This window comes from Paractinoplanes ovalisporus, from assembly GCF_016834655.1.
GTDB lineage: Bacteria > Actinomycetota > Actinomycetes > Mycobacteriales > Micromonosporaceae > Actinoplanes > Actinoplanes ovalisporus.
Window position 1 is genome coordinate 843032 of sequence record NZ_JAENHP010000003.1, and the last position, 16157, is coordinate 859188.

The 16157-nt window shown below is 72.2% G+C and carries 11 protein-coding genes (1 of these 11 cut by a window edge); 4 read left to right on the forward strand and 7 right to left on the reverse strand.

Translation table 11 applies throughout. From position 1 onward, the window contains the following. The 6 genes from JIG36_RS14045 to JIG36_RS14070 form a co-directional block, all read right to left on the reverse strand. Window positions 1-7613, reverse strand: partial view of a non-ribosomal peptide synthetase gene (locus tag JIG36_RS14045; protein ID WP_203376630.1) — the 5' portion only. It extends 6952 nt beyond the left edge of the window; only the first 7613 of its 14565 coding nucleotides appear in the window; the start codon lies at window positions 7611-7613; the stop codon falls past the left edge of the window. A gap of 82 nt (window positions 7614-7695) precedes the next feature. Further along, entirely contained in the window at window positions 7696-7908 is a 213-nt protein-coding gene (locus JIG36_RS14050; protein ID WP_203376631.1) for an MbtH family protein, read from the reverse strand. Then, the gene (locus JIG36_RS14055; protein ID WP_307872705.1) at window positions 7905-9383 is read right to left on the reverse strand and encodes a tryptophan 7-halogenase; all 1479 of its coding nucleotides are present in this window, start codon (window positions 9381-9383) and stop codon (window positions 7905-7907) included. The genes JIG36_RS14050 and JIG36_RS14055 overlap by 4 nt, the downstream gene beginning before the upstream one ends. Continuing rightward, window positions 9380-9619, reverse strand: coding sequence for a phosphopantetheine-binding protein (locus tag JIG36_RS14060; RefSeq protein ID WP_203376632.1), 240 nt, complete (start codon window positions 9617-9619; stop codon window positions 9380-9382). Before JIG36_RS14060 ends, JIG36_RS14055 begins: the two co-directional genes overlap by 4 nt. A 70-nt stretch (window positions 9620-9689) precedes the next feature. Continuing rightward, the gene (locus JIG36_RS14065) at window positions 9690-10286 is read right to left on the reverse strand and encodes a GNAT family N-acetyltransferase (protein WP_307872706.1); all 597 of its coding nucleotides are present in this window, start codon (window positions 10284-10286) and stop codon (window positions 9690-9692) included. A 2-nt stretch (window positions 10287-10288) separates the two neighbouring features. Continuing rightward, the gene (locus JIG36_RS14070; RefSeq protein ID WP_203376633.1) at window positions 10289-11299 is read right to left on the reverse strand and encodes an iron-siderophore ABC transporter substrate-binding protein; all 1011 of its coding nucleotides are present in this window, start codon (window positions 11297-11299) and stop codon (window positions 10289-10291) included. A gap of 185 nt (window positions 11300-11484) precedes the next feature. On the opposite strand from JIG36_RS14070, the gene JIG36_RS14075 reads away from it, so the two are divergent. The 4 genes from JIG36_RS14075 to JIG36_RS14090 all read left to right on the forward strand — a co-directional run bounded on the left by JIG36_RS14075 (window position 11485) and on the right by JIG36_RS14090 (window position 14840). Further along, window positions 11485-12507, forward strand: coding sequence for a FecCD family ABC transporter permease (locus tag JIG36_RS14075; RefSeq protein ID WP_203376634.1), 1023 nt, complete (start codon window positions 11485-11487; stop codon window positions 12505-12507). Further along, entirely contained in the window at window positions 12504-13559 is a 1056-nt protein-coding gene (locus JIG36_RS14080) for a FecCD family ABC transporter permease (RefSeq protein ID WP_203376635.1), read from the forward strand. Before JIG36_RS14075 ends, JIG36_RS14080 begins: the two co-directional genes overlap by 4 nt. Beyond that, window positions 13556-14389 (forward strand): ABC transporter ATP-binding protein, encoded by an 834-nt coding sequence (locus JIG36_RS14085; RefSeq protein WP_203376636.1) that lies wholly within the window; start codon window positions 13556-13558, stop codon window positions 14387-14389. The genes JIG36_RS14080 and JIG36_RS14085 overlap by 4 nt, the downstream gene beginning before the upstream one ends. An 82-nt stretch (window positions 14390-14471) precedes the next feature. Beyond that, window positions 14472-14840 carry a VOC family protein gene (locus tag JIG36_RS14090; protein ID WP_203376637.1) on the forward strand — a complete coding sequence of 123 codons (369 nt, stop codon included), beginning with the start codon at window positions 14472-14474 and terminating at the stop codon, window positions 14838-14840. A gap of 124 nt (window positions 14841-14964) precedes the next feature. On the opposite strand, the gene JIG36_RS14095 is transcribed toward JIG36_RS14090, so the two are convergent. Next, window positions 14965-15885, reverse strand: coding sequence for a S66 peptidase family protein (locus tag JIG36_RS14095; RefSeq protein ID WP_203376638.1), 921 nt, complete (start codon window positions 15883-15885; stop codon window positions 14965-14967). Window positions 15886-16157 lie beyond the last annotated feature (272 nt).

A 16157-nucleotide genomic window follows, 5' to 3' on the forward strand; every position in this document is an offset into this window, starting at 1 on the left:
GTGAGGATGAGCCGGTAGTCGTTCTCGCCGAGGCGAGCCAGCACAAAACGCAGCAACGGCGGGGCGGCCAGATCGAAACGGTGGCGGCGCTCGGCGTCGATCTGGGCGTCCAGATCGGTGACGTCGACCGCGACGACCGGCACCTCGCACCGGGCGGGAATCGCTTGCACGGCCCGGCCGGTCGAGGTGCGGGTGAAGCCGCCGCGCAGATTCGGGTAGCGGTCGAGCAGCGCGGTCGCGGCGGCTTCGAGGCGGGCGGCGTCGACCGGTCCGGTCAGCGTGAAGACCTGCTGGACGGTGTAGACGTCGGCGTCCTCGTCCAGCCCGGCCAGATAGAACAGGCCCTCCTGCAGCGGCGACAGTGGCAGCACGTCGGCCAGATCGGGGCCCAGTTCCGCGAGTTCGGCCTCGGACAGACCGGCCAGGGGTACGTCGGCCGGGGTGAGCGCCCCGGCCCCGGGCTCGTACGCGGCGGCCCGCAGGGCGACGAGCGCGGCCAGCCAGTCGTCGGCCAGGCGGCGTACGTCGTCCTCGTCGACCACGCCGTGCGGGTAGCCGAACGTGGCCCGCAGCACCGGCCCGTCCGTCGTGTCCACCGCGGACACGTCGACGGCGAGGCGGTGACGCAGCGGCATACCGGGCGAGGCGACGGCGTGCGCCGCGGGCAGTTCGGGCGCGATCCCCCACGGCGCGGAGTCGCCGCCGGCGAACCGGCCGAGATAGTTGAACAGCACCTCGGGTTCGGTGCCGGGCCGGGCGTCGCGCAGATAGCGCAGCACGCCGTAGCCGACACCGCCGTCCGGAACGGCGCGCAGCCGCTGCTTCACGCCACGCAGCACGGCCGCCGGGCCTCCGGTCGCGGCCGGGAGCCGTACGGGATATTCGCTCGTGAACCAGCCGACGGTGCGCACCAGGTCGGCCCCGGGCACCATCTGCTCCTCACGGCCGTGCCCCTCCAGGCCGATCAGCGGTTCGGTACCGGTCCCGGAGCGGCGGGCCAGGGCGAGCGCGAGCCCGGCGACGAGCACCTCCTGCACTCCGGCCCGGAACGTCTCGGGAACCGTGGTGAGCAGCGGCGCCGTGATGGAGGCGTCGACCGTGACCGTGACGTGCCGGAGGTTGTCGGCCGTGGGGAGCTCGCCGGTACCGGAAGAAGTGGTCGGCAGCCCTTCCCAGGGCGCGGGATCGACGGCCGCGTGGTGCAGTCCTTCGGCCCAGACCCGGAACGGGGTGCCCTCGCGCGGCGGCTGCCCGCCGTGGGCGGCGGTGGCGATGTCCTCGGCCAGGATCCGCCAGGAGACGCCGTCGACGACGAGGTGGTGGATGACGAGCAGGAGCCGGCCGGTCTCGTCGCCGCGGTCGAACCAGACGGCCTCGACCATGCGCCCGGCGGCCGGGTCGAGGCGGTCGGCGGCGGATTCGCGTTCCTCGGCCACGAGTGTGGCGAGGTCCCAGCCGCGGGCGTCGACCACCCGGACGGGGATGTCGCCGGCCGGTCCGGCGGGCACGTCGAGGGTCCACCGGCCGCCGTCCGGCACGAGCCGGGCCCGGAGCAGGTCGTGGGGTGCGAGCGCGACTCCGACCACCCGGCGCACCTCGGCGGCGTCGACCCGTCCCGGCGTACGGAGGAGGAGGGCCTGCGAATAGCGGTCCACCGGCGCGTCGAGTTCCCGCAGCCAGGCGACGATCGGTGTTTCGGGCACGACGCCGGCCGCCTGCCCGCCGGCGCTCGCGGACAGCACGGCCGGTGTGGCGACGAGCGCCAGTCCGGCCACGGTCTGGTGTTCGAACACCTGGCGGGGCGTGATGTGCAGTCCGGCCGCGCGGGCCCGGGAGACCAGCTGGATGGAGAGGATGCTGTCGCCGCCGAGCGCGAAGAACCCGTCGTGCCGCCCCACGGTGTCCTGGTCGACGCCGAGCAGCCCGGCCACGATCTCGGCGAGCAGTTCCTCGTCCGGGGTGGCGGCCCGTTCCCCGGCGGCTTCCGCGGCGGGCGGTTCGGGCAGGGCCGTCCGGTCCACCTTGCCGCTGCTCGACAACGGCAGCGTGTCGAGCAGCACGAAGGCGGACGGCACGAGGGCAGACGGCAGCGCCGCGGCCGCGTGAGCGCGAAGCTCCTCCACCGTGGTCTCGTCTCGGGTCACCACGTAGGCCACGAGCCGGGCCTCGCGGCCGACGACAGCGGCCTGGGCGACCGAGGGGTGGGCGGTCAGCCGGGCCTCGATCTCGGCCGGTTCGACGCGGAAGCCGCGGATCTGGAGCTGGTCGTCGGCGCGGCCCAGGAATTCGAGGTCGCCGTCCGTGGTGCGGCGAACGAGGTCGCCGGTGCGGTAGAGGCGGGCGCCGGGCGGGCCGTACGGGTCGGCGACGAACCGCTCAGCGGTCAGCGCCGGACGGCCCAGATAGCCGCGGGCCAGGCCGTCGCCGCCGAGGTAGAGCTCGCCGGGGACCCCGGGCGGGACGGGCCGCAGGCGGGCGTCGAGCACGTGGGCGGTGCGGTTGAGGTCGGGGCGTCCGATCAGGACCGGGCCGTCGGCGGCGATCCAGGTGGTCGCGGTGACCGTGGCCTCGGTCGGGCCATAGGCGTTGACGAGCCGCCGGCCGTGCCGCCAGCGGGCGACCTCGTCGGCCGAGGTCGCCTCGCCGCCGACGGTGATGGTGACGCCGGCCGGGATCGCGGTCTCGGGCAGGGCGGCCAGCAGCGCGGGCGGCAGGTCGACGTGGGTGAGCCGCTTCGCGGTCACGAACTCGCCGAGCGCCGGCCCGAGGCGGGCCTCCTCGGGCACGATGACGAGCGTCCCGCCGGACAGGATCGAGGCGGCCAGCTCGCTGAACGCCACGTCCACGGCCGGTGACACGAACTGGGCCACCCGGGAACCGGACCCGACCCCGAAGACCTCGCGGACGCTCTCGACCAGGGCGGCGAGCCCGGTGTGGGGTACGACCACGCCCTTGGGCCGGCCGGTGGAACCCGAGGTGTAGATGACATAGGCCGGGTGCCGGTGGTCACCCTTCACATCGGGGGCCGAGCAGTCGCTGCCATCGGCGATGTCGGTCACCACCACGACCGGCGCCGCGTCGTCCAGCTGATGGCTCAGGCGGACTTCCGGGTGGTACACGTCGAGCGGAAGGTAGGCGGCGCCCGACTTCGCGACGGCCAGGAGGGCGACGATCAGGTCGGCCGAGCGCGGAAGCCGCACCGCCACCACACGTTCGGGGCCGGCGCCGCCGGCGATCAGGCGGTGGGACAAGTGGTTCGCGCGGGCGTCCAGTTCCTCGTACGTCAGAACCTGGTCGCCGTCCTCCAGGGCGATGGCCCCGGGGTGGGCGGCGACCTGCGACGCGAACAGCTCGGCCAGGGTGCGCGGGGCGACCTCACGCCGTACGCCGGCCGAAGCGGAAGCCTCGTCCGGGCTGAGCAGATCGACGTCGCCGAGGCGCTGGTCCGGCGCCGCCGTGACCGCGGCGAGCAGCCGCACGAACCGGGCCGCGAGCGCCTGCGCCCCGGCCGGCGAGAACAGGTCGGCCCGGTATTCCAGGCTGCCCACCAGACCGCCGTCGCGCTCGGCCACGTCGAAGGTCAGGTCGAACTTGGCCGTCCCGGTCGGCACCAGCCTCGGCGTGACCGACAGGCCGGGGAAACCCGCGACCGCCGGCAGTTCCGCCTGGTACGAGACCATCACGTTGAAGAGCGGGTGATGGGCCAGCGAGCGTTCGGGGTTGAGCTCCTCGACCAGCCGCTCGAACGGCACGTCCTGGTGGGCGAGCGCGGCCAGGTCGGTCGCGCGGACCCGGGCCAGCAGCTCGGCGAAAGTGGGGTCGCCCGAGACGTCCGTACGCAGCACGACCGTGTTGACGAAGAACCCGACCAGCCGCTCCAGGACGTCCTCGCCGCGACCCGCGACCGGCGTTCCGAGCGGGATGTCGTCACCCGCGCCGAGACGGCTCAGGAGGGCGGCGACCGCGGCCTGCACGGCCATGAAGAGCGTGACACCGTGGTCGCGGGCCACCGTCCGCAATGCGGCCGCCAGTTCGGCGTCGAGCGGGAAGGTGACTGTGCCGCCGTCCGGGGCGGCCACGGCGGGCCGGGGCGCATCGGTGGGCAGGCGCAGGAAAGCGGGCGCGGCCGCCAGTTCCGTACGCCAGAAGTCGAGGTCCTTGGCCACGTCGAGGGCGTTGTGCCAGGCGGCGTAGTCGCGGTAGCGGACCGGCAGCGGCGCGAAATCCGGTGCGGTGCCCCGGATCCGGGCGGCGTACGCGATGGCGAGGTCGTCCAGCATCGGCGTGAGCGACCACTCGTCACCGGCGATGTGGTGCACGACGAGCAGCAGCGTGTGCCGGTCGGGGCCGTCCGGTTCGAGGAAGGCGCGCAGCGGCGGGTCGGTGGCGAGGTCGAACGGCCGGGTCAGCGGGTCGGTCGGCTCGAAATTGACGGCCGCGTCGAGGATGACGGGCATGGGCGAGCCGTCCCGGGTGGCGAAGATGGTGCGCAGCGGCTCGTGGCGTTCGACCACGTCGTTGAGCGCCGACCGCAGCGCGGCCACGTCGAGCGGCCCGTCAAAGGTGAGCGACAGCGGCAGGTTGTAGGTGGCGTCGGGCCCGTTGAGCCGCGACAGGAACCACAGCCGCCGCTGGGCGTTCGACAGCTCCACACGCGACGAGGGAACCAGCGGCGGCCGGGAGACGGCCTCCCCGGCGGAGACCCGGGCCGCCAGGGCCTGAACGGTGGGGGCGTCGAACACGTCGCGGAGGGCGAGGTCGACGCCGAGCATCGTGCGGACGCGGGCCGCGACCCGGGCCGCCAGCAGCGAATGGCCGCCGAGCGCGAAGAAGTCGTCGCGCCGGCCGACCACCGGCACGCCCAGCACCTCGGCGAAGACGTCCGCGAGCAGTTCCTCGGCCGGGGTGCGGGCGAATCCGGCCGCGGCGGCTGTGAAAGCGGGCTCGGGCAGTGCTTTGCGGTCGAGCTTGCCGTTGGGGGTGGCCGGAAGCTCGTCCAGTTCGACGATCGCGGCCGGGACCATGTAGTCGGGCAGCACCTCGGCGACCCGTTCGCGCAGCCCGTCGGCCGGGCCGCCGACGACGTAGGCGACCAGCCGCCGGTCGCCGGGGCGGTCCTCGCGGATGATGACGACCGCCCGGCGTACGAAGGCGGAGAGGACGGCCTCGATCTCGCCCAGCTCGATCCGGAAACCGCGCAGCTTGACCTGGTGGTCGACCCGGCCGAGCACGTCGAACTCGCCGGAGGGCAGGCGGCGGGCCAGATCGCCGGTGCGGTACATGCGCTCGCCGGGGTGGAACGGGTCGGCCACGAACCGGGAGGCGGTGAGGCCGGGCCGGTTCAGATAGCCCTGAGCCACGCCGAGACCGGCCAGATAGAGCTCGCCCGCAAAGCCGTCCGGCACCGGGCGCAGCGCGGCGTCGAGCACGTAGGCCCGGGTGTTCCAGATCGGCCGGCCGACCGTGACCTGGTCGGTGCCGACGGGTGCGGCGGTCGACCAGATGGTGGTCTCGGTCGGGCCGTAGAGGTTCGTCACCGAAGCGGCGGCGCGGCGCAGGACAGCGGCCAGCTCCAAGGTCAGGGGCTCGCCGCCGACCAGCACCCGCAGCCCGTCCGGAATCTCGGGCAGGGCCTGCCAGAGAGTCGGCGTGGCCTGCATGACGGTCGCCCCGGTGTCGCGGACGAGCGCGGTCAGCACGTCCGGCTCCTGCACGGCTTCCTTGGCCGCGAGCACGACCGCGGCGCCGGTCAGCAGCGGCAGAAACAGCTCGAGCCCGGAGATGTCGAAGCTGACCGTGGTGACGGCGAGCAGCCGGTCCTCGGCGGTGAGCGGCACCTGTTCGCGCATGGCGAGCAGGAAGTTGACGAGGTTCTCGCGGGTGACGACGACGCCCTTGGGCCGGCCGGTCGATCCGGAGGTGTAGAGAACGTAGGCGGGCGCGTGGGGCGCGGGCCCGGGCAGCGGCGCGGCCGGGGCGTCGGCCGCCTCGACCTCGGTGACGACCAGGGCGGGGGCGCTGTCGTCGATCATCCACTGCAGACGTTCGGCCGGGAAGCCGGGGTCGAGCGGCAGGTAGGTGGCGCCGGTGCGCTGCACGGCGAGCAGGGCCACCAGCAGGTCGGCGTCGCGGGGCAGGCGGACGGCGACGATCCGGCCGGGTCGCGCGCCCCGGGCGGCGAGCACGCCCGCGAAGGCCTCGACCCTCGCGGCGAGCTCGGCGTAGGTCAGGCTCGGCCCGCCGGGCACGGACAGGGCAAGGGCTTGCGGCGTACGCCGTGCCTGCGCGAGCCACAGGTCGGTGAACTCCTGCGGCGGCAGTTCGCGTGTGGTGTCGTCCTCGGGCGGGGCAGCGGCCAGGGCGAGGCGCCCGGTGGGCGTGGCCACCTCGGTGACGGCGACCGTGTCGAGGAGCGCCGCGAGGCGGTCGGCGTGGGCGGCGAGCGTGTCATCGCCGTACCGGGAAGGGTTTCCGTCGAGGACGAGCTCGAGAACGTTCCCGCCGCGGTCGTCGAGCGTGACGGAGAGGTCGTCCACGGGACCGGCGGCGATGTAGCGCGGCGTGCCCGGCACTCCCCCGAAGTCGAGCGTGACGCCGAACGGCTTGATGTTGACCCAGGCCCCGACCAGGCGCCGGTCGCCGCCGACCAGCCCGAGGTCGCGCCGGATGTCCTCGCCCCGGTAACGCTGGTGCGGCCGGATCGCCTTGACCTCGGCCGCCACCCGCCCGATCAGGTCGCCGAGGGTGTCGGCGGGCGTGACGGCGATGCGCAGCGGCAGCACGTTGACCGCGGTGACCGGCACCCGCGCGGCCACCGATCCGAGGCGTCCCATCATGGGCAGGCCCAGCACGACCTCGCCGGCGCCGGTGAGCCGGCTCAGATACAGGGCCGTAGCGGCGAGCACCACCTCGACCCGGGTGGCGTTCGCCGCCTGGCCCGTCTCCGCGAGTCCGCGCCCGGTGGAGGCGGGCAGGGTCACGCGGTGACGCCGGAATGTGGGGCTGGGCCTCGTCGGACCGGCGGCCAGGTCGGCCACCTCGGCCCCGGCCAGCCGGTCGCGCCAGAACGCGCGGTCGTCGGCGTACTTCGCCGAGGCGCGGTAGGCCGCGTCCTCGGCCACCACGTCGGCCAGTTCGCCGAACGGGCTCGGCTTGGCGGTTCCGCCATAGACGGCGGCCACCCGCTGGGCCAGCAGCGCCGACGTGTAGGCGTCCATCACGATGTGGTGGCAGCGCTGGTACCAGGTCCAGCGGCCGGGTCCGCGCCGGATCAGCGCCTCGGCGAACACCGGCCCGGTGCTCAGGTCGATCGGGGTGGCCAGGTCGTCGCGCATCCACCGTTCGGCGGCCTCGTCGTCGAGGTCCAGGACCCGCAGTTCCCATGGCAGCTCGGCCCGGATCTCCTGGCGGGGTTCGCCGTCGGACTCGAAGAACCGGGCCCGCAGGGGCGCCGCCTCGCCGATGACCTGACGCAGTGCCCGCTCGAACCGGGCCGGGTCGACCTCGCCGTCGAGGTCCACGCAGGCGGCGGTGGTGTAGGCCGGTCCCGGGTCGAGGTGCTGGGCGAACCAGACACCGGACTGGGCCGCGGTGAGGTCGAGACGGTCGGGCACGTGCTGCTCCTGGGGGCGCGCAGGGTGGATCGCGCCGCGCCGGGTCTCGGCGCGGCGGTCCAGGTGTTCCGAAGGGGCCGGGTCAGCCGTTCATCTGGTCGATCAGGCTCTTCGGCCGCAGATCGGTCCAGTTCGTCTCGACGTATTCGAGGCAGGCGGCCCGGCTGTCCTCGCCGAACACGGTCGTCCAGCCGGCCGGCACGTCGGCGAAGGCCGGCCAGAGCGAGTGCTGGCCCTCGTCGTTGACCAGCACGAGGTAGCGGCCGTCCTCGTCCTCGAACGGGTTGGTCGTCATTTCTTCGGCTCCGTCCAGGAGAGACCGTCCGCGGCGGGCACGAGCCCGTTCTCGAGCAGCGGCGCCTCGACCGCCTCGGCCCCCTGCACCCCGCGGACCTGGATGTTGTTCATCTCGGTCATGACCTCGCGGACCACCGGCGTGCCGAACAGGTGGTGCATGCGCTCGCCGGACTCGGTCTGCATGCTGCCGGTGCGCTCGACGGCGTCGGCCAGCGCGCCCGACGACTCCTGGAAGCTCTGGGTCAGTGCCTGCTCCCCCGAGTGCACACCGCCCACGAGCGTCACGAACGCCTCCATGTCGGTGGCGTTCAGGTTGGTCACCTTGCGGGCCTTCCAGAAGTACGAGTCCTCGTTGCTCTGCATGTCGTAGAACGCCGACAGGAACTCGTAGAAGACGCGGTACTCGCGGCGGTAGCGCCCCTCGAACTCCTCGAACGCGCGGTCCTCGGCGATGTCACCGGCGAGCACGCTGTTGATGGACCGGGCCGCGAGCAGACCGGCGTACGTGGAAAGGTGCACCCCGGTCGAGAAGACGGGGTCGATGAAGCAGGCCGCGTCGCCGACCAGAACCATGCCGGGCCGGTGGAAACTCGAGTTCGTGTACGAGTAGTCCTTGCGGGTGCGCAGTTCGCCGTAGGTGCCCTCGCGCACGCGGGTGGCGTCGGAGAGGAAGTCCTTGACGATGGCGCAGCGGGCGACGAACCCGAGCAGCGCCTCCTCCTGGTCGCCCTGCAGCTTGGCCGCGTGCTCGCGCGAGATGACCGCGCCGACGCTGGTGAGGGTCTCCGACAGCGGGATGTACCACATCCAGCCCTCGTCGAAGGCGGCGCACAGGATGTTGCCGCTGTCGGGGGCGGGCAGGCGCTTGCCGCCCTCGAAGTAGCCGAAGAGCGCGATGTTCTTGAAGAAGTCGGAGTAGATGCGCTCGCCCCGCACGTGCTGGTGGACGCGGCTGCGGTTGCCCGAGGCGTCGACGACGAAGGTCGCCTGGATCTCGCGCTCGACACCTTCGGGATCGGTGTAGCGGACCCCGCGTACGCGCTCGTCGTCGTCCAGGACGGTGGTGACCGCGCTGTTCTCACGCACGTCGACACCGTTCCTGGCCGCGTTGCGCAGCAGGATCTCGTCGAACTTCATGCGTTCGACCTGATACGCGTACGAGGTGGGGCCGCTCAGCTCGGGGGCGACCGCGAACAGGAAGTTCCACGGCACCGGGTTGGTGCCCCAGCGGAAGCTGCCGCCCCGCTTGACCATGAACTTCGCGTTCTCGAGCTCCTCGGTGACGCCGAGCAGCCGGCCGATGCCGTGCACGGTGGACGGCAGCAGCGACTCGCCGATCTGGTAGCGCGGGAAGGTCTCCTTCTCCAGCAGCACCACGCGGTGGCCGCGCTTGGCCAGCAGGGTCGAGACGGTCGAGCCGCCCGGGCCGCCGCCGACGACGACCACGTCGGCGTTCTCCACTACCGGGCTCACTTGCTCTCCTCCGATCCGAGCAGGTTCCACCACGCCTTGACGGTGGGTTCCTGGGCGAGTTCGAGATAACCGGCCTCGTAGCCGGCCTCACGCCACCGGGTTGCGAGGCTCATGAGGCGGATCGAGTCGAGGCCGCGGTCGATGAGGTTGTCATCGTCGGCGAAGCTGCCGGGCTCCTCGGCGAGAACCTCGGCGACGTCGCCGCGGAGGCGGTCGAGGCTCAAAGGTGCGGTCATCTTCTGGGCTTCCTTACGCTCGGCTTGTTAGGTAAGGCTTACCTTATGATTTCGTACGAGTAAAGGCGCTTTATCCCGTGACCGGCGATATTTCGTAAACGTGCAGCGCAGCCCGCTTGTGACCGAGATCGCTGATGCTCATCAATTGAAATCCGGCGCCCAGAAACATGCGGCGCGCCATCATGTGCCGCTCGTCGGGGTCGGCGAGAAGGCGGCGGCACAACGGATCCGCGGCCCTCAGCCCCTCGGCGACCGCGCGCACCATCGCACGCCCGAGACCGCGCCCGGTGCGCTCACGGTCCCCGATCGCCAGGTGGATCCCCAGGTCGTACGGGTCGGCGTCGTACTGCAGCCCGACGACGTCCCGCGGCGTGCGATAGATCTCCACGTACGCGAAAGGCCGTTTCTCGTACGAGATGAGACACGGTCGTGAATAGTCGCCGGCCAATTGCCCGGAGATCGCCGCCGACCACTGTTCCGGTGGCCACGCCTGTTCCCAGAAAAGGTCGACGTGGGGTTCATTCATCCACCGGCTGACCAATAACGGATCGTCGCCGTCGGCGGCGAGTGGCCGGATGCTCCACGGTGGCGCCAACACGGGCAGTGGCGGGGGCCCCGCCGCGACGACCGCCGCGGCGAGACCTGCCGTCACCTCACGGGTGGACACGCTCAGCTTCCGGCCTTGGCGGCTTCGGAGATCGTCGGGAGTACGTCCGTGATGATGTACTGCACCGACAGCGGTGTCGGGGTGCGCAGCGCGGAGAACTGCGCGTCAGCCAGGGCCTTGTAAGAGCCGCGCTTGACCGAGGCCAGGTTCTTGAAGAGCGTGTTGCCCTCCAGGGCCGGCTGCAGCGACTTGTCCGCGTAGTAGATGAGCGTGGTGTCGGCGTCGAGCACGCCCACCTTCTCCAGGCTCAGCTGCACGGCGAAGTCGTCGCCCTTGAGGGCGGCCACGCCGGGGGCGAGCTTCATGCCGAAGTCGTTGAGCATCTTCACGCCGGCGTCCTTGTCGGAGCGCAGCACGCCGATCGAGCCGGCCTCCCACATCTGGCTGAGCGTGAACTCCTTGCCGGCCAGATCGGGGTTGTCGGTCTTGGCCTTCGCGACCTTGCCCTCGACCTCGGTGATGACCTGCTCGGCCTTGGCACTCTGCCCGACCGCCTGGCCGACCTGCTTGAGCGTGGTCTGCCACGGGTCCTCGAAGGCGCCCGTCGTCTCGTACGCGGTCGTCGGAGCGAGCTTGCTGAGCTTGGCGTACTCGTCGTCGATGTAGTAGTCGCCGCCGGCCAGGATCAGGTCGGGCGCCAGGGCGGCGATCTTCTCCACATCGAACCCGCTGTCGCCCGCGGTCAGCACGGTCGGGCTGCCGGTGAGCAGCGGTTTGGCCCAGGCTGTGACCCCGCCCTCACCCGCGGACTCGGCGATACCGACGGGCTGGACACCAAGCACCAGCAGGGCGTCGAGGTCGGCGTCGGAGAGCGCCACGACGCGCTGCGGAGCCGCCTTGACCTCGGCCGTGCCGAGCTTGTGGGTCAGGGTAACCGGGAAGGCCGCCTCGGCCGGGGCGCCGGAGCCGCTGGGCGAAGCCGCCTCACCGTCGTCACCACCGCACCCACTGAGCAGGGCCAGACCCACCACGAGGGCCGCTCCGGCCGCGGAGGCTCGGATCGAAAAGGACATGTCGGACCTCACGTTCGAAGTTAGGTGAGGCTAAGCTAAGCGACGGTCGTGAGCCGGGGCAAGGCAGGGTCCGAGTTTTGGTAAGGCTAACCTTCCATCGACCGATGACACGAGTACTCGCGACGTGCCATTTTGTACTCACGCGGGTCATCGGCGGGTTCTCAGAAAATTTTCAAAGGTGGTTCATGACGACGACAGTGCGGCCGGTGCGGACGTACCGGCGGCCGCTGGTCCTGCTCGGACTCGCCGTGGCCGTGGTGCTGGCGGTCGCGCTGTCGCTGGCGATCGGCGCCCAGTGGCTGCGCCCGGCCGAGGTGTGGCAGGCGGTGACCGATCCCGACCCGGCATCCCCGGCCACCGCCATCGTGCGTGAGCTTCGTCTCCCCCGTACGGTGCTCGGGGTCCTGGTCGGTCTCTCCCTGGGCGCCGCGGGCGCTCTCATGCAGGGGCACACGCGCAATCCGCTCGCCGACCCGGGACTGCTCGGCATCTCGGCCGGCGCCTCGTTCGCCGTCGTCATCGGCTTCCAGCTCGGCGCGGGCGGGCTCGGCGGCTACATCTGGTTCGCCTTCGCGGGCGCGCTGCTGGCCAGCGTGGCGGTCTTCGGCATCGCCTCCGGCCGGCGGGGCGGACCGACCCCCGTCACCCTCGCGCTGGCCGGTATGGCGATCAGCGCGCTGCTGGCCTCGTTCACCCAGTCGATCCTGCTGGCCGACGACGCCAGCCTCAACGTCTTCCGCTTCTGGGTGGTCGGCTCGCTCTCGGGCCGCGACGCCACGGTGGCCGCCCAGGTGGCGCCGTTCATCGCAGCCGGGCTGCTGCTGGCCCTCGCCAACGCGCCGGCCCTGAACGCGCTCGGCCTCGGCGAGGACATCGCCCGCGCCCTGGGTCAACGCGTGTTCCTGGCCCGGGCGACCGGGGTCGCGGCCATCGTGCTGCTGGCCGGCGCGGCGACCGCGGCCGCCGGCCCGATCGGCTTCCTCGGCCTGATCGTCCCGCACGTGGCACGCTCGTTCGTCGGCCCCGACCACCGGTGGCTGGTCCCCTGCTCGGCCCTCGCCGGCGCCACCCTGCTGCTCGTCGCCGACGTGCTCGGACGCATCGTGGTCAGCCCCGGCGAACTGCAGACCGGCATCGTGCTGGCCGCGGTCGGCGCCCCGTTCTTCGTCCATCTGGTCCGCAGCCGCCGGGGAGCCGTGAAACTGTGACGCAGCTTCTCTCACCGCCCGGCCGCCGCGCCGTCCACATCGGCCGGTACGCCGGCACTGTTTCGCCCCGCGCGGTGCTGGTCGGCCTGGCCGGGCTGGCGCTGACCGCGGTCGTGGCCGTCTACAGCATCGGCCACGGCAGCTTCACGATCGCGCCCGGCGACGTGGTCGACACCCTGCTCGGCGGTGGCACCCCGGCCCAGAAGCTGATCGTCCTGGACCTGCGGCTGCCCCGGATCCTGACCGCGTTGCTGGTCGGGGCGGCGCTGGCCATTTCCGGGGCGCTGACCCAGACCTTCGCCCGCAACCCGCTGGCCAGCCCCGACGTTCTGGGCGTGACCCACGGCGCGTCCCTGGGCGCGGTCGCCGTCATCGTGGCCGGCGGCGGCGCCGCGATCGGGATGGTGCCGCTGGCCGCGCTAGCCGGGGCCCTCGTGACGGCCACGCTCGTCTACGTTCTGGCGTGGCGGCGCGGCATCGACGGCTTCCGCCTCGTGCTGGTGGGCATCGGGGTCGGCGAGGTGGTGACCGCGGGTGTGTCGTGGTTCCTGGTCCGGGCCGAGATCGTCGACGCCACCCGGGCGACCATCTGGCTCAACGGGTCGGTCGCGGGCGCCGAATGGGACCAGGTGCGGCCGCTCTCGATCGGCCTGGCCGTGCTGATCCCGCTGGCGGTGGCGACCGCGTTCACGTTGCAGGCCATGCAGTTCGACGACGACGTGGCCCGGTCCCTGGGCGTACGCCTCCAGGCCGCACGCCTCGCGGTGGTGCTCACGGCCGTGGCCCTCGCCGCCGCGGCCGTGGCCGCCGCCGGTCCCATCGAATTTGTCGCGTTCGTCGTGCCGCAGATCGCCCTGCGCCTGTGCGGCGGGTCCCGGCCGCCGCTGATCGTGTCGGCCGTGCTGGGCGCCCTGCTGGTGGCCGTGGCCGACCTGGCCGCCCGCCTGGCCCTGCCCGAACGCGAACTCCCCGTCGGCCTGGTGACCGCCATGGTCGGCGCCCCCTACCTGCTCTGGCTCCTGATCCGCACCAACCGAAGGGTCTCCGCATGACCGACCCCTCCCTGGCCGACGCCCCCGTCGCCCCGGCGCCGCGGCCCGAGCCCCGCCTGCGGGCCCGCGGCCTGCAGCTCGCCTACGGCGACGCCGTGGTGGTGGACGGGCTCGACCTCGACATCGCCGACGGCGCGGTCACGGCCGTGGTCGGGCCGAACGGCTGCGGAAAATCGACCCTGCTGCGGGCGCTGGGCCGCCTGCTCAAGCCGCGGGCCGGCGAAGTGCTGCTGGACGGCCACCGCATCGACCGGATGCCGACCCGCGAGGTGGCCCGCATCATCGGCATGCTGCCGCAGAGCCCGGTCGCGCCGGACGGCCTGACGGTGGCCGACCTGGTGATGCGGGGGCGTCATCCGCACCAGAACTGGTTCCGTCAGTGGTCCCCGGCCGATCAGAAGATCGTGACCGAGGCCCTGGAATGGACGGACATGCGCGAGCTGGCCGACCGGCCGGTCGACACGCTCTCCGGGGGCCAGCGCCAACGGGCGTGGATCTCGATGGCGGTCGCCCAGGGGACCGAGGTGCTGCTGCTGGACGAACCGACGACCTACCTCGACCTGAGCCACCAGATCGACGTGCTGGACCTGGTGGCCCGCCTGCACCGCGAACGCGACCGTACGATCGTGATGGTGCTGCACGACCTCAATCTGGCCGCCCGCTACGCCGATCACGTGGTCGCCATGCGGGACGGGCGCATCGTGGCCCAGGGCCCGCCGGCCTCGGTGTTCACGGTCGAGTTGCTGGAGGAGGTGTTCGGGTTGGCGGCTTTGGTCGTGCCCGACCCCGCCACCGGCACACCCCTGGTGGTTCCCCTCCCCCGCGGCTAGACCGCCTGTTCCTTGTCGCATCTACGCTGGTCGGCCTTCTTGTGCGGCGTTCCTGTCGTACCCCCGGCGCAGAATGCGGGGCATGACTGAGCAGACGCATCACCACCACGGCATCGACTACATCGAGATCACGGTCGGCGACCTGGCCGAGGCAAAGCGCTTCTACGCGTCGGCGTTCGGCTGGCAGTTCAACGACTACGGCCCGGAATATGCGGGCATCCGGCGTCAGGGCGATGCTTCCGGGGAGTCGGGCGGGTTGCGCGCCGGCGAGCCGGTGGGTGTGGGCGGGCCGCTCGTGCTGCTGTTCTCGTCCGATCTCGACGCCTCGGTCGCGTCCGTGCGGGCGGCGGGCGGCCGGGTGGTCGAGGGGCCTTACGAGTTTCCCGGCGGCCGCCGCTTCCACTTCACCGACCCGAGCGGCAACGAGCTGGGCGTCTGGGCCGAGAAGTAGTAACCGCCGGCTCGCCTCACGACCGTCCGGCACGCCTCTTGACCACCGGCTCGCCTCTTGGCTGCCGGGCTCGTTTCATGACTGCCGGGCTCGTTTCATGACTGCCGGGCTCGGCTCTTGACCGTCAGGCGACCGCGGGCTCGACGGTGAGGGTTCCGGCTGTGGCGTCGAGGCGGGCGGGGCAGCCGAGACCCACCGCGATCTGCTGTTCGCCGTGGCCCAGCGGCAGGCCGCCCAGCACGGGCACCTCGAGCGCGGACATGTGCTCGCGCAGCACGTCGAGGACGGGAGGATAGCGCGGGTTCGTGTCGAGGCAGTTCGTGAACTGGCCCAACGCGACGCCGCGCAGCCCGTCGAACCAGCCGGCCCGTCGCAGGTGCACGAGCATGCGGTCGATGCGGTAGGGCTGCTCGTCCACGTCTTCGAGCAGCAGGATCGCGCCGGCCGGAGACAGGGCGTGCCGGGTGCCGATCGTGCTCGCGAGGATGGCCAGGTTGCCGCCGAGCAGCGTTCCCTCGGCAACCCCTTCCCTCCGTACGGGGTAGGTCGGCTCCGACTCCAGCGCGGTGACCGTGACCGGATCGCTCACCGTGACCGCGCGCCGGGCAGCCCGCACGGTCAGTGAGGCCGGGCCGCGTTCGAACTGCCCAGCCGTCGGCCCGTGCACGCTGGCCAGTCCCGTCTCCGTCCACAGCGCCACATGCAGGGCCGTGATGTCCGAGAAGCCCATCACCACTTTCGGATCGGCCCGGACGGCGGCGAAGTCGACCCGGTCGACAATGCGTTGCAGACCGTAGCCGCCCCGCACGCAGAACACGCCCCGCACTTCGGGGTCGCGCAGCGCGCCGTTGAGGTCGGCCAGGCGTTCGTCATCGGTGCCGGCGAAGAACAGGTGGCGGCCACCGGCGTGCTCCCCCAGCCGTACGCGCAGACCCCAGCCTTCGAGGGCCGCGACGGTGGCCGCGATACGACCGGGTTCGCTGGCCCCCGACGGCGAGATCAGCGCAACCAGGTCCCCCTCGACCAGGCGGCTCGCTTGGATCATGTGCCGGAGCCTACTCAAGCCGGGCCGCCACGCACGCCGATCCCTCGCCGGTCCCGACCGAGCACCAAGCCCATTCCAACCTCACGGATCTCCGGAAGACCATCATGGGCCGGTCAAAGCCATGCTCGCCTCGGATCCGAGACCCTGAACCGCCCCGGGTTTGGTAGCGGCTAGATGGGTTGGGTTTCCGTCCTGGTAGGGCGGGGTTTGTTGGGTTGGTGCAGGGTTTCGAAGTCGGCTGGTGGCAGGTCCGCGGCGCCGGTGTGGATGCG